The organism is Pantoea sp. ACRSC (assembly GCF_022346785.1).
Lineage (GTDB): Bacteria > Pseudomonadota > Gammaproteobacteria > Enterobacterales > Enterobacteriaceae > Pantoea > Pantoea alvi.
On record NZ_JAKRNN010000010.1, the window covers coordinates 32,855 to 46,699 of the forward strand.

A 13,845-nucleotide genomic window follows, 5' to 3' on the forward strand; every position below is an offset into this window, starting at 1 on the left:
TTCAGGGCACCTGCTTAAAGCTGCGGTAGTGATCGGTGGTGATATAGACCAGGCCGTCAGAGGAGTAGACCAGCCGATCTGCCTCGCGATGGCCGCAGCGATAGTTGACGTCCGCTTCATACCAGAGGCGTCCGCTGCGCTGCGGCAGGCGCTTTTCACGATTGCCGAAGCGGTCACCGCCGATCGCTTTGCCCGGCAGTACCTCGCACAGATTGCCTTTGGCCGGATCCCAGCCGCGACGGCGCGCGTCATTTTTGCTGATGTAATATGAGGGTAGCTGCTGATGTTGCAGCAGGTAACGCGCCACGGTACGCGCATCGGTCAGCGAGCTGATATCACCGGTTTCAGGCGTGGGTGAAACGTTAAGGTGGGGTTTAAGACCGGCCCAGGCGGCCGCAAGCACGATGAACAGTGCGATCCAGAGTTTTTTTGACATGATGGCATCCCAGACAACAGGACGCTGATAATACCAGCTTTAGCGGGCAGATACAGCGCGGGCCAGCGAAGCTGGCCCTGCGGGGATCACTGCATGGCTTGCATCTGCGCCCCATGTCGACGCCAGGCGCCTGGCGCGACGCCGTACTGGCGTTTAAAGCTGCGGTTGAAAGACTGCTGCGAGTCGAAGCCCAGCGAAATCGCCACGTTGAGGATCGGCTCGTTGGTGGTCGTCAGACGATCCGCGGATTTCTTCAGCTTCTTGATGCGGATGTACTCACCCAGCGGATAGCCGGTGTGCTCTTTAAACATACGCTGCAGGTGCCATTTGGAATAGCCTGCGCGCTCCGATACGGTGTCCAGATCCAGACGTGCTTCGATATTGTTATCGATCCAGTCGATTAGATCGTGAATAAATGCGTCGCTCATCATCCCATTTTCTCCCGTCGCCGTTGCGAACAGTATCAGTATCAGTTGCAATTACACTTTAAGGGTGACTGACTTTGCCATTTAATGCAAGTTGAATTGATACATTAAATGCCGCACTCGCCGTAAGGTCATTCTCCGCCCCGCTACGCCTGTGCATCGCCCCCAGCAAAACCGCACATAAAGTGTATCAGATATTCTTGCAGTTGCAGGATACCCGAGCCTACACTCCTCGCGATAAATTGCAATCTTAAAAGTTGCAAATATTGGCCCGCCTTTGTGGGCTCTTTTTTTAACGCTATGCGGAATAACAATAATGAACAGACAAACGAAGTGGGTTCGTCAGGGTTCAACCCTTCTGGGCGCGGTGCTGCTCAGCAGCATACTCAGCGGATGCGACAGAGGCGTGGCGCAAAACGCCCCGCCGCCCCCTCCTCAGGTCAGCGTCGCCGACGTGGTGGTGAAACCCGTCAGCCAGTGGGACAGCTTTAATGGCCGCATCGAGGCGGTGCAGAGCGTGCAGCTGCGCCCGCGCGTCTCTGGCTATATCGACGCGGTGAACTACCGCGAAGGCGACGAAGTGAAAAAGGGTCAGGTCCTGTTCACCATCGACGACCGCACCTACCGCGCCGCGCTGGAGCAGGCGAAGGCCGAACTGGCGCGCGCACGCAGTCAGGCGGCGCTGGCGCGCAGCGAGTCGGCGCGCACCGAGAAGCTGATCGGCACTCAGGCGGTGTCGCGCGAGCAGTGGGAACAGCGTCGCTCCGCTGCCAGCCAGGCGCAGGCGGACGTGCTCTCTGCTGAAGCGGCCGTGGATATGGCGCAGCTCAATCTTGACTTTACCCGCGTGACCGCGCCGATCGACGGACGCGCCAGCCGCGCCATGATCACCACCGGCAACCTGGTGACCGCCGGCGACAGCGCCAGCGTACTCACCTCGCTGGTGTCGCAGGATCGCATGTATGTCTACTTCGACGTCGATGAAGCCACCTTCCTGCACTACCAGGCGATGGCGCGTCAGGGCCAGCAGCGCGGCTCGCTGCCGGTGGAAATCGGCCTGGCGGGCGAAAGCGGCTATCCGCATCGCGGCATCGTCGACTTCACCGACAACCAGCTGGCCGCCAGCACCGGCACCATCCGCATGCGCGCCCAGCTCGACAACCGCCAGCGCCAGTTTACGCCCGGCCTTTTCTCCCGCGTACGCCTGCCCGGCAGCGCGGAGTTCCAGGCGCTGCTGGTTGACGACAAGGCGGTGCTGACCGACCAGGATCGCAAATATGTCTATGTGGTGGACAAAGAGGGCAAAGCGCAGCGCCGCGACATCCAGCCCGGCGCGATGGCCGAGGGTCTGCGCATTGTGAAAAGCGGGCTGCAGTCGGGCGATCGGGTGATTGTCGACGGGCTGCAAAAAGTGTTTATGCCCGGAATGCCGGTAACGGCCCAGCAGGTCGCGATGCGCGCGGCTAACGCCAACTAACTGAGGCTACTGCCGCTATGGACTTTTCCCGCTTTTTTATCGACCGGCCGATATTCGCCGCCGTTTTGTCGATTTTAATTTTCGTGACCGGCCTGATCGCCATTCCGCTGCTGCCGATCAGTGAATACCCGGACGTGGTACCGCCCAGCGTGCAGGTGCGCGCCGAATATCCCGGTGCCAACCCGAAGGTGATTGCCGATTCGGTGGCTACGCCGCTGGAAGAGGCGATCAACGGCGTTGAAAATATGATGTATATGAAATCGGTGGCCGGTTCCGACGGCGTGCTGGTGACTACCGTCACCTTCCGCCCGGGCACCGATCCCGATCAGGCGCAGGTGCAGGTGCAAAACCGCGTCGCCCAGGCGGAAGCGCGCCTGCCGGAAGATGTGCGCCGCCTCGGCATCACCACCCAGAAGATGTCGCCAACGCTGACGCTGGTTGTGCATATGTTCTCGCCGCACGGCAAGTACGACTCGCTCTACCTGCGCAACTACGCCACGCTGAAGGTGAAAGATGAGCTGGCGCGCCTGCCTGGCGTGGGCCAGATTCAGATCTTCGGCGCGGGCGAATATGCGATGCGCGTCTGGCTCGATCCCAACAAAGTGGCTGCGCGCGGCCTGACCGCCGCCGACGTGGTGACGGCGATGCAGGAGCAGAACGTGCAGGTGTCAGCCGGCCAGCTGGGTGCCGAGCCGCTGAAGAAGCAGTCCGATTTTCTGCTCTCTATCAACACCGCTGGCCGCCTTGAAAACGAGCAGCAGTTCGGCAACATCATCCTGAAAACCTCGGATGACGGCTCGCTGGTACGCCTGCGCGACGTGGCGCGTATCGAGATGGGCTCTGGCAGCTATGCCCTGCGTTCGCAGCTCAACAATAAGGACGCGGTCGGCATCGGTATCTTCCAGGCGCCGGGGGCCAACGCTATCGATCTCTCCAACGCGGTGCGCGCTAAGATGAACGAGCTGGCAACGCGCTTCCCGGACGATGTGAAGTGGGCTGCCCCTTACGACCCTACCGTGTTCGTGCGCGACTCTATCAGCGCGGTGGTGCATACGCTGCTGGAGGCGGTTGCCCTGGTGGTTCTGGTGGTGATCCTGTTCCTGCAGACCTGGCGCGCCTCGATCATTCCGCTGCTGGCGGTGCCGGTTTCGGTCGTCGGGACGTTCAGCGTGCTCTACCTGCTCGGCTTCTCGCTGAATACCCTGAGCCTGTTCGGGCTGGTGCTGGCGATCGGCATCGTGGTGGATGACGCCATCGTGGTGGTGGAGAACGTCGAGCGTAATATCGCGCTGGGCCTTTCACCGCAGGCGGCGGCGCATCAGGCGATGCGCGAGGTCTCCGGGCCGATTATCGCTATTGCGCTGGTGCTGTGCGCCGTGTTCGTGCCGATGGCATTTCTCTCCGGCGTGACCGGCCAGTTCTATAAGCAGTTCGCGGTGACTATCGCCATTTCCACGGTGATCTCCGCCATCAACTCGCTGACCCTGTCTCCTGCGCTGGCGGCGAAGCTGCTAAAAGATCACCATGCGCCGAAAGATATTCCGACGCGCATTATCGATCGCCTGCTCGGCTGGTTGTTCCGTCCGTTCAACCGCTTCTTTAACAGCAGCGCGCACGGCTACGAAGGCCTGGTAGGCAAAACGCTGCGCCGCCGCGGCGCGGTGTTCGGCGTCTATGTGCTGCTGCTGGCGGGCGCGGGCTTTATGTTCCACGCCGTGCCGGGCGGCTTTATCCCGACGCAGGACAAACTCTATCTGATCGGCGGCGTGAAGATGCCGGAAGGCTCTTCGCTGGAGCGTACCGACGAGATGATCCGCAAGATGAGCGAAATCGGCATGAATACCGAAGGCGTCGCCTATTCTGTCGCCTTCCCCGGCCTGAATGCGCTGCAGTTCACTAACACGCCCAATACCGGCACGGTGTTCTTCGGTCTGAAGCCTTTTAGCGAGCGTAAGCACAGTGCGGCAGAGATTAACGCGGAGATTAATGCGAAGATTTCTCAGCTGCAGCAGGGGTTCGGCTTCTCCATTATGCCGCCCCCTATCCTCGGTCTGGGCCAGGGTTCCGGCTATTCGCTCTACGTGCAGGACCGCGCGGGGCTGGGCTACGGCGCACTGCAGACGGCGATTAACACCCTCTCCGGCGCGGTGATGCAGACGCCAGGGATGCACTATCCTATTTCGTCCTACCAGGCGAATGTGCCCCAGCTCGACGTGCAGGTGGATCGCGATAAAGCCAAGGCGCAGGGCGTATCGCTGACCGATCTCTTCAGCACGCTGCAAACCTATCTCGGTTCGTCATACGTCAACGACTTCAACCGTTTCGGCCGCACCTGGCGCGTGATGGCGCAGGCGGATGGCGAGTTCCGCGACAGCGTTGAGGATATCGCCAACCTGCGCACCCGCAACGATCGCGGCGAGATGGTGCCTGTCGGCAGCATGGTGCATATTACCACCACCTACGGACCCGACCCGGTGATCCGCTATAACGGCTATCCGGCGGCGGATCTGATTGGCGATGCCGATCCGCGTATCCTCTCGTCCGCGCAGGCGATGACCCAGCTGGAAGCGATGTCCGGTCAGCTTTTGCCTAACGGCATGAATATTGAGTGGACCGACCTGAGCTATCAGCAGGCGACGCAGGGTAATACTGCCTTTATCGTCTTCCCGGTGGCGGTGCTGCTGGCGTTCCTGGTACTGGCCGCGCTCTATGAGAGCTGGACGCTGCCGCTGGCGGTGATCCTGATCGTACCGGTGACCATGCTGTCGGCGCTGGTCGGCGTCTGGCTGACGGGCGGCGATAACAACGTCTTTGTGCAGGTCGGCCTGGTGGTGCTGATGGGGCTGGCGTGTAAGAACGCCATTCTTATTGTGGAGTTCGCCCGCGAGCTGGAGATGCAGGGCAAAGGCATTGTGGAAGCGGCGCTGGAGGCCTGTCGCCTGCGTCTGCGTCCCATCGTGATGACTTCTATCGCCTTTATCGCCGGTACCGTGCCGCTGATTCTGGGCGAAGGCGCGGGCGCAGAAGTGCGCGGCGTTACCGGTATTACCGTGTTCGCCGGGATGCTGGGCGTCACGCTGTTCGGTCTGTTCCTGACCCCGGTGTTCTACGTCACGCTGCGTAAGCTGGTGACGCGCAAGGCACCGCAAGAAACGATGCAGACGGTGTAAAGATTAAGGGCGGTCAGTGACCGCCCTTTTTTATTTATATAATTAACGCTAAATATGAAAATTGCGTACCGCTACGCAATTGTGGCCAGGCGCAATAATTGACAGAGAAAAGTTATTCAGGCCTGGGATATTGCGGAGCCCCTTATTAAAGCGATCAGAGAGCATATTCACTCTGAGACCACGTATCAGGAGTTTGAGTGGCTGGTGATGCGCTGGAAGCAGAACCCTTTACAGAAAAAATAGCCCGGCGTGAAATGGCTACTGGAAGCATACTCACCATAATAAAGCCGCGGTTAGCGGCTTTTTATATTCATAACACGTTGCAAAAGGCCCTGTCAGGCTTTGGGACGCGTCAGAAAAACCAGCGTGCCGATAATGATATCGCCCACAACCCAGAGGATCCCCAGCATCATCGCGCCCATGCCTGCGCCCAGCGCCGCGCCAGCGCGTTCTGCATCGGAAGCGGCGTTGTTGATGACGTCTCCGCTCGCGCCCATGCCGGCGAAGATGGAATAGATCATCAGCAGGTTAAAAAGGATAAACACGATCTTCACGATTTTCCCAAACAGCGTTCGCTTCGGTTTTTTTACCTGATGTCCACATGAGGGACATTTAAAAGCGGAATCGCTGATGTCCGCTTTGCATTCCGGACAGTTGATTAAGGCCATTTCTCTCTCCATAGATACAAAATAATCAGACGGAAAAATACGCTTTTTCTGCGTTATCAATCGGATAAAAACACCCTCATTTCGCGGGGTAATTTTGCTATAGCGAGAAAATGGCAGGATTTGACGGCAGGAGAGGCGAGAAAACGTTCAGAAAAGGCGCAAAACTCAGCTATAAAAAAAGCCGCATTTAGCGGCTTTTTTTACACAGGTCCTCGATCGCATCCGGCTCCAGCACCGGGGCGCACTCGGTTTCGTTGCCTTTCTTCAGCTCTTCGAGCGCGTCGGCAACGGTGCGTTTTTCCAGCACTTCCAGCGAGGCCTGCTCGGCTTCATCGGCAATCGATTTAAAGTACCAGCAGAGATTGGCGCTGACCAGGCAGCGAGGCGCAACGTCTGGACGCGACGCCCAGAGCTTTTTGTCCTCAATCACCGAGGTGTAGATATCGCGCAGCGTGATTTCGCTGGCCGGACGCCCAAGGTGGATTGAACCGGTGCGGCCAAGCGTCGAGACGATAATGCCGTCGCGAGTGAGCGGAACCATCAGCTTGCGGATGAAGCTGGGATTCGCCTCAAGGCCGTATGCCAGAATGGCGCTGGTCGAGCGTTTACCCATTTGCTCCGCCATCGCTACGCTAAGAACCATTTGCAAAGCTGTCGGGAAGCGGTAATCAAGCATTTATTTATCCTGAGTTGCGGTGGATCTTATTGTTTTATTGCCGCGTAAGTGAACATTCAGTGAGCAATAAATATAACAAACACTGTTGCTTTTTAGAAGCAAGGCGACTGCGCCAGGGCACGTATTCATTAAAACCTGGCAGCCAACAGCACAAGCTGTTCAGCCCGCGGCGCCACTGCTTTCGCCCTGCCCTTAAACTGCCGCTGGCGGCGTCGAAGGCAGCCGCTTTTTCAGCAGCAGCACCAGCGCGACGTTAAGCAGCGCCAGCGCGCAAAGCAGCCACAGCGTAGCGGAAGCGCCGAGGGTTTCAAACAGATATCCCCCTGCCAGCGGCGTCAGCGCCTGACCGATAAGCGCCGGGCGCGCCATCCGCCCAACCACGACGGCATACGCCTCTGGTTTGACCATCGCCAGCGGTAAAGTTCCCCGTACGATGGCGCGCAGACCATTTCCCGCACCGTAAAACACCATGCTGAGCAGCGCAAGCTGAGGAAACAGCGCCAGCAACAGCAGGCCAAGCGCCACCAGACCGACCGAGAAAAAAGCGGTCCAGATGGGATGGCCGCGTTTAAACAGGATATCGACGATGCGTGAGCCCACCTGACACGGCCCCAGAATGGCGCTGAGCCCTAGCGCGGCAGCCAGCGTATAGCCGCTCGCCTGCAGCAAGGCGATCAGCTGTACCGACATCGCCGTCATAATCACCGAGGCCAGCGTAAAGATGGCGCACAGCAGCCAGAACAGCGACGGCGCGATATCGCTCTGCGGCGCGGGAGCTGATGTCGCTTTCGCCTTCACGGCCACTGCGTTATTCGGCAGCGCGTAAACAGAGGCGGGTAACACCAGTAACAGCAGCATCGCCGCGATAGCGAAACAGGCGCCGCGCCAGCCCAGCAGATGAATCAGCAGCGCAGTGCCTGGCCATACCAGCGTGGTGCAAAAGCCGGAGATCAGGGTAATGCTGGTGATGGCGCTGCGCGCCTGCCCGCCGTAGCACGTGCCCAGCGTAGCGAACAGCGCGTCATAAAGCCCCATCGCCATACCCACGCCGATAATCACCCAGGCGCCAAGAAACAGCGGCAGCGAGTGGCTTAATCCCATCACCACCAGCCCGGCCGCCATCACCGCCCCGCTCAGCGCCAGCAGCATTCGGCCGCCGGTGCGCGCGATAATGCGTCCGCAAAGCGGTGCCAGCAGGCCGGACACCAGGATGCCGAGCGACAGCGCGCCGTAGACCCACTGCTGCGACCAACCGGTTTCCGCGACGATGGGGGCCGCCATCACCGCCATCAGATAGAAGGATCCGCCCCAGGAGAGTATTTGTACCAGGCCCAGCACCACAACCGCCGACACGCCGGGTTTATTCCGTTGATTCACATCCGTCACCCTTTTGTACAGGTAGCGCCTTTTATAACATGCCAGAGAATAAGGAAAAAACCGAAACGCACGCAGCGCTTCGCTTTGCCTGTTCAGCCGGCAGGCCGCACGATTTTGTATTGTAATTTTTATGTATGTTGTAACTAATAGAATGGATTGCACACAGAGCCTCTCTCTGTCAGAGTAAGGAATGTTGTAACTATGGAGAATAATGATGCGTTACGATCTGATTTCCGACCTGCATGACTGCGCCAACAGCCTTGAACGGGCGCTGGCCGAGTTACGCGAAATGATTATGGCGCAGCCGCTGCTGATCGCGCGGGTGTTCTCACTGCCCCCGGTTGAAAAAGGCCATGAGCATGACGCGGTGACCGAAATTGCCGTCGAGCAGCACCTGGGCGAAGCGGCGCGCGAAATGGCGCTGGCGCACTTCTGCCGCCTCTTTATGCAGCACCAGTCAGAAAAGCTCAGCACCAAAGCGGCCGTTCGCCTGCCCGGCGCCCTCTGTATTGAGGCTGAGGGCGAACGCGAAACCGCCCTTATCGACCAGATCGCGCAGGTGAATCACTATAAAGCGCGACTGGAGCAGATTATTACCGTGGAGTCGGGGCTGCCGAGCGAGGCGCGCTTTGAGTTCGTTCACCAGCATCTGCGCGGCCTGATTACGCTGAACGCCTACCGCTCCATTACCCTGCTGCAGGCGCCAGACAGCCTGCGCTTCGGCTGGGCCAATAAGCACGTCATCAAAAACGTGAAGCGTGAGGAGATTATCGCGCAGCTGGAGAAGAGCCTGAGCGCAAACCGCGCGCAGGCGCCCTGGACGCGCGAGCAGTGGGCAGAAAAAGTACAGGATGAGCTGGAGAGCGTGCGCGCCCTGCCCGCCACCGCCCGGCTGAAGATAAAGCGTCCGGTAAAGGTGCAGCCGATTGCGCGCGTCTGGCGCGCCGACGAGAAAAAGCAGACCCAGCTCGCCTGCCCGTCGCCGATTATTGTGCTGTGCCGCGACCGCACCCAGGTGCCGGTGCTGGGCGAACTGCTGAACTACAACGCCGATAACGTGCAGCATCGCTACAAGCCGGCGGCGCAGCCGCTCAACCTGCTGATCCCGCGGCTGCACCTGTGGGTCGACTGCCCGATATAACGCAAAAAGGCCAGCAGCGCTGGCCTTTTATAACGGCGGCGGTTACGACTTCATGCTGCCAACCATATCTTCCGGGCGCACCCAGGCGTCAAACTCCTCTTCGGTGAGATAGCCCAGCTTCAGTGCCGAGCCTTTCAGCGTCAGCCCCTCTTTATGCGCCTTCTTGGCGATTTCAGCCGCTTTGTCGTAGCCGATATGGGTATTGAGCGCGGTCACCAGCATCAGCGACTCATTAAGCAGCTGCGAAATACGGTCGCGGTTCGGCTCGATGCCGACGGCGCAGTGATGGTTAAAGCTGTCGATGCCGTCAGCCAGCAGGCGCACCGACTGCAGGAAGTTGTGGATCACCATCGGCCGGTAGACGTTCAGCTCGAAGTTGCCCGACGCGCCGCCGATATTGATCGCCACGTCATTGCCCATCACCTGACAGCAGAGCATGGTCATCGCTTCACACTGGGTCGGGTTGACCTTGCCCGGCATAATAGAGCTGCCCGGCTCGTTTTCCGGGATAGAGAGCTCGCCGATGCCGCAGCGCGGGCCTGAGGCCAGCCAGCGCACGTCGTTGGCAATTTTCATCAGCGAGGCAGCCAGCCCTTTCAGCGCGCCGTGCGCGTGCACCAGCGCATCGGTGGTCGCCAGCGCCTCAAATTTATTCGGCGCGGTAACGAACGGCTGTCCGGTCAGCTCGGCCAGCGCTTTCGCCACGCGCTCCGCATATTCCGGATGGGTATTCAGCCCGGTGCCAACGGCGGTGCCGCCCAGCGCCAGTTCAGCGACGTGAGGAATACTCTGCTCAATATGGCGGAGATTATGCTCCAGCATCGCCACCCAGCCGGAGATCTCCTGGCCCAGGGTCAGCGGCGTCGCATCCTGCAGATGGGTACGGCCAATCTTGACGATATCTTTAAAGGCGCTGGACTTCTCGCTCAGCGTTTTTTTCAGCGTTTCAATCTGCGGGATCAGCTTTTCACGCAGCGCGATAACCGCCGCGACATGCATTGCGGTCGGGAACACATCGTTAGAGCTCTGGCTTCTGTTGACGTCGTCGTTGGGATGCACCAGGCGCGACATGCCGCGTTCGCCGCCGAGGATCTCGCTGGCGCGGTTGGCCAGCACCTCGTTCATATTCATATTGGTCTGGGTGCCGGAGCCGGTTTGCCAGATCGCCAGCGGGAATTCGCCGCTGTGGCGATCGGCCAGCACCTCGTCGGCGGCTTTGACAATCGCATCGGCACGTTCAGCAGGCAGCAGGCCGAGGTCGCGGTTAACGGTCGCGGCGGCGCGCTTGGTCTGCGCCAGCGCATAGACCAGCTCGGTGGGCATTTTTTCTGTCGAGATACGGAAGTGTTCCAGCGAGCGCTGCGTTTGCGCGCCCCATAACTTGTCTGCGGGTACATCAATGGGCCCCATTGAATCTTTTTCAATGCGCGTGGCTGCCATGTCTACGTCTCCTTTAGCACAGGTTGTGGTGATTGGTCGCCCGACGCGGGAAGCACGCCGGACGCGCAGAAATCTTACATACAAGAATTTAACATTATGCGAGCCATAAGCGCTGTTTGCACTTCATATGTATTATCCGAACCATTTTCTGCTTTAATAGGCGCAATAACTTCCCGTGATTAAAGGGTTAATCATGCAAAAGATGGTCAATTCGCTGCAAAATTACGCGTGGGGCAGCAAAACCGCCTTAACGGATCTCTACGGCATCGCCAACCCTGCCGGCGCGCCGATGGCGGAGCTGTGGATGGGGGCGCATCCTAAAAGTCCTTCACAGGTTGAGGTAGGGGGCGAGCCCTGTTCCCTGCGCGAGGTCATCGCCGCCGCGCCCGAGGAGATGCTGGGCTATGCGGTGGCGAAACGCTTTGGCGAACTGCCCTTTCTGTTTAAGGTGCTGTGCGCCGATCGCCCGCTGTCGATTCAGGTTCATCCCAGCAAAAGCGCGGCAGAAGAGGGTTTCGCGCGCGAGAATGCGGCGGGCATTCCGCTTAACGCGGCGGAGCGCAACTATAAAGACGCCAACCACAAGCCGGAGCTGGTTTATGCGCTGACCCCTTTTCAGGCGATGAACGGCTTCCGCGAGCTGCCGGAGATCGCCTCGCTGCTGCAGCCGGTCGCTGGCGCGCATCCGCAGATCGCCCACTTTTTGCAGCATCCTGACAGCGCGAATCTGGCGACGCTGTTCACCACCCTGCTGTCGCTGCAGGGAGACGCAAAGTCGCTGGCGCTCGGCGTGCTGAAAGCCGCGCTCAACGCGCGCGACGGCCAGCCGTGGCAGACCATTAAGGCGATTGCGGCGGACTATCCGGACGACAGCGGACTTTTTTCGCCGCTGCTGCTGAACGTGATTATGCTGCAGCCGGGCGAAGCGATGCTCCTTTACGCCGAGACGCCGCACGCCTATCTCAACGGCGTGGCGCTGGAGGTGATGGCCAATTCCGACAACGTGCTGCGCGCCGGCCTGACGCCGAAATATATCGATATTCCCGAGCTGCTCGCCAATGTGAAGTTTGAGCCAAAGCCGGCGTCGCAGCTGCTTACCCAGCCGCAGCGCCAGCAGCGCGCGCTGAATTTCCCCATTCCGGTAGAGGATTTCGCCTTCGCCATTCACGCGCTGGACGGCGAACCGCAGACGCTCACGCAGGAGAGCGCGGCGATCCTGTTCTGCATTGAAGGCGAAGCGACCCTGACGCTGGGCCAGCAGCAGCTGCATCTGCAGCCGGGAGAGTCCTGCTTTGTGCCCGCCAGCGACGGCGCGCTAAAAGCCACCGGCAGCGGCCGCCTGGCGCGCGTTTTTAACGCATTGCGCTGATCTGGCTGACGGAACTGACCCTAACTGCTATTATTTCAATCTATTAGCGAAAAACGCCTGCGGGCGTTTTTCTTCCCTCGCCGGACGTCGGACAGCGGCGTAAGCGGACACAAGGATAAGGACGACTCAGCAATGAAAAAGACCAACGTTGCCGTAGGTGTGATTATCGCCCTGGGCGTAATCTGGACCGGCGCGGCATGGTTTACCGGTAAGCAGCTGGAAAGCCATATGGATGAACTGGTGCAGAACGCCAATACCCAGCTTAACGCATACGCGCCGGACAGCCGCCTGAAGCTCAGCTATCAGAATTACCAGCGCGGCGTGTTCAGCAGTTCAGCGAAGCTGGTACTGCAGGCAAACTCGCAAACCGAAGATAACGCTTTCCTGAAGCCAGGGCAGAGCATCGTCTTTAACGAAACTATCGATCACGGTCCCTTCCCGTTCGCCCAGCTGCGCCGCTTTACGCTGATCCCGAGCATGGCGTCGGTACACACCGAGCTGGAAAACACCGAGGCGCTGAAAAATCTGTTCGCCCTGACCGACAATAAGTCGCCGATAAATGCGGACACCCGCGTCGGCTACAGCGGCGCGACCGATACCGCCCTGCACTTTTTGCCGGTTAATTACCAGAATGCGCAGACCGGCCAGCGCGTGGCGACCAACGGCGGCACGCTGAACGTCAGCGCGGACAGCAAAGGCGATAAAGTGTCGATAGATAGCGATATCGACAGCATCGCCATCACCAGCAAAAACGAGCTGGGCATGCCGGTGCTGTTTACCGCCAACGGCGTGAAGCTCAGCGGTAATACGCATCTGACGCCGGAAGGCGTGCGCATCGGCGATCAAAAAGTGGCGCTGGAAAAATTTAACGCCAGCGTTAACGGCAAAGATGCCCTGACGCTGCAAAAGCTCAACGGCACCTCATCGTTTGACAACAAAGCGGGCAAAATCAGCGGCGATATCGACTATCGCGTCGATAACGTCCACCTGCAGAACAACGATTTCGGCGAAGCGAAGCTCAGCATGAAGCTGGCGCAGTTTGACGCCCAGGCGGTGAAAACGTTCTCCGACAACTACCAGGCGCAGATGCAGGATCTGCTGAATCAGCCGGGCCTCGCCAGCGATCCGATTCGCTATCAGGCGGGCGTAAACACCATTCTGATGAACAATCTGCCGACGCTGCTGAAAGGCGCGCCGATGGTAAGCATTGCGCCGCTGAGCTGGAAAAACAGCAAAGGCGAAAGCACCTTTAACCTCACCGCCAACTTCAACGATCCCGCCACCGTGACCGGCGAGCCGCAAAACCTGGCCGGCATAGTGGACCGCGTGCTGAAGAGCTTATCGGCTAAACTGGTGATCAATATGCCGATGGCGACCGAAGTGATGCGCAACGTTGGCCTGGCTGAAGGCTACACCGGCGACGACGCGCAGAAGCTGGCGGATCAGCAGGTGAAAGGCCTGGCGGCGATGGGCCAGATGTTCCGTCTCACCCAGCAGCAGGACAACAATATCGTTACCAGCCTGCAGTACAGCGCCGGCGGCCAGGTGAACATGAACGGCAACACCATGACGCTGGAGCAGTTTATGTCGCGCTATATGCTCGGCCTGCCCACCAGCGAAGGTATGCCGCAGTAAGCCTGCGCGAAACGAGAACAAAAGCGACCTG

11 protein-coding genes and 1 pseudogene are annotated in these 13,845 nt (G+C 59.3%); 6 read left to right on the forward strand and 6 right to left on the reverse strand.

The window, feature by feature from the left end; all coding sequences use genetic code 11:
* Position 1: 1 nt before the first annotated feature.
* Together MHZ97_RS11535 and MHZ97_RS11540 are read right to left on the reverse strand one after the other, a co-directional pair.
* A complete protein-coding gene (locus MHZ97_RS11535; RefSeq protein WP_103795681.1) occupies positions 2-436 on the reverse strand; it encodes a ribonuclease domain-containing protein in 435 nt (144 codons plus the stop codon).
* 86 nt (positions 437-522) lie between these two features.
* Positions 523-867: a helix-turn-helix domain-containing protein gene (locus tag MHZ97_RS11540; protein ID WP_033747323.1), complete on the reverse strand. Its 345-nt coding sequence runs from the start codon at positions 865-867 to the stop codon at positions 523-525.
* 310 nt (positions 868-1,177) lie between these two features.
* On the opposite strand from MHZ97_RS11540, the gene MHZ97_RS11545 reads away from it, so the two are divergent.
* The 3 genes and pseudogenes from MHZ97_RS11545 to MHZ97_RS11555 form a co-directional block, all read left to right on the forward strand.
* Complete coding sequence (locus tag MHZ97_RS11545; RefSeq protein WP_239314633.1) at positions 1,178-2,338, forward strand: efflux RND transporter periplasmic adaptor subunit; 1,161 nt, start codon at positions 1,178-1,180, stop codon at positions 2,336-2,338.
* Positions 2,339-2,355: 17 nt separating this feature from the next.
* A complete protein-coding gene (oqxB, locus tag MHZ97_RS11550; RefSeq protein WP_103795679.1) occupies positions 2,356-5,508 on the forward strand; it encodes a multidrug efflux RND transporter permease subunit OqxB in 3,153 nt (1,050 codons plus the stop codon).
* Between the two features lie 111 nt (positions 5,509-5,619).
* A pseudogene (locus tag MHZ97_RS11555) lies at positions 5,620-5,751 on the forward strand (DUF4760 domain-containing protein); the annotation flags it as partial.
* A gap of 92 nt (positions 5,752-5,843) precedes the next feature.
* On the opposite strand, the gene MHZ97_RS11560 reads toward MHZ97_RS11555, so the two are convergent.
* The 3 genes from MHZ97_RS11560 to MHZ97_RS11570 all read right to left on the reverse strand — a co-directional run bounded on the left by MHZ97_RS11560 (position 5,844) and on the right by MHZ97_RS11570 (position 8,229).
* Positions 5,844-6,176, reverse strand: a complete 333-nt coding sequence (locus tag MHZ97_RS11560; protein WP_224481429.1) for a zinc ribbon domain-containing protein — start codon at positions 6,174-6,176, stop codon at positions 5,844-5,846.
* A 187-nt stretch (positions 6,177-6,363) separates the two neighbouring features.
* The gene (locus tag MHZ97_RS11565; RefSeq protein WP_224481430.1) at positions 6,364-6,852 is read right to left on the reverse strand and encodes an Rrf2 family transcriptional regulator; all 489 of its coding nucleotides are present in this window, start codon (positions 6,850-6,852) and stop codon (positions 6,364-6,366) included.
* A gap of 192 nt (positions 6,853-7,044) precedes the next feature.
* The gene (locus MHZ97_RS11570; protein WP_239314632.1) at positions 7,045-8,229 is read right to left on the reverse strand and encodes an MFS transporter; all 1,185 of its coding nucleotides are present in this window, start codon (positions 8,227-8,229) and stop codon (positions 7,045-7,047) included.
* 211 nt (positions 8,230-8,440) lie between these two features.
* On the opposite strand from MHZ97_RS11570, the gene tus reads away from it, so the two are divergent.
* Positions 8,441-9,370 (forward strand): DNA replication terminus site-binding protein, encoded by a 930-nt coding sequence (tus, locus tag MHZ97_RS11575; RefSeq protein ID WP_103795678.1) that lies wholly within the window; start codon positions 8,441-8,443, stop codon positions 9,368-9,370.
* A 42-nt stretch (positions 9,371-9,412) separates the two neighbouring features.
* On the opposite strand, the gene fumC is transcribed toward tus, so the two are convergent.
* Complete coding sequence (gene fumC / locus MHZ97_RS11580) at positions 9,413-10,810, reverse strand: class II fumarate hydratase (RefSeq protein WP_239314631.1); 1,398 nt, start codon at positions 10,808-10,810, stop codon at positions 9,413-9,415.
* 193 nt (positions 10,811-11,003) lie between these two features.
* On the opposite strand from fumC, the gene manA reads away from it, so the two are divergent.
* Together manA and MHZ97_RS11590 are read left to right on the forward strand one after the other, a co-directional pair.
* Positions 11,004-12,179, forward strand: a complete 1,176-nt coding sequence (gene manA / locus MHZ97_RS11585; protein WP_239314630.1) for a mannose-6-phosphate isomerase — start codon at positions 11,004-11,006, stop codon at positions 12,177-12,179.
* Between the two features lie 132 nt (positions 12,180-12,311).
* Positions 12,312-13,814 carry a YdgA family protein gene (locus MHZ97_RS11590; RefSeq protein WP_239314629.1) on the forward strand — a complete coding sequence of 501 codons (1,503 nt, stop codon included), beginning with the start codon at positions 12,312-12,314 and terminating at the stop codon, positions 13,812-13,814.
* The last annotated feature ends 31 nt before the right edge of the window (positions 13,815-13,845 follow it).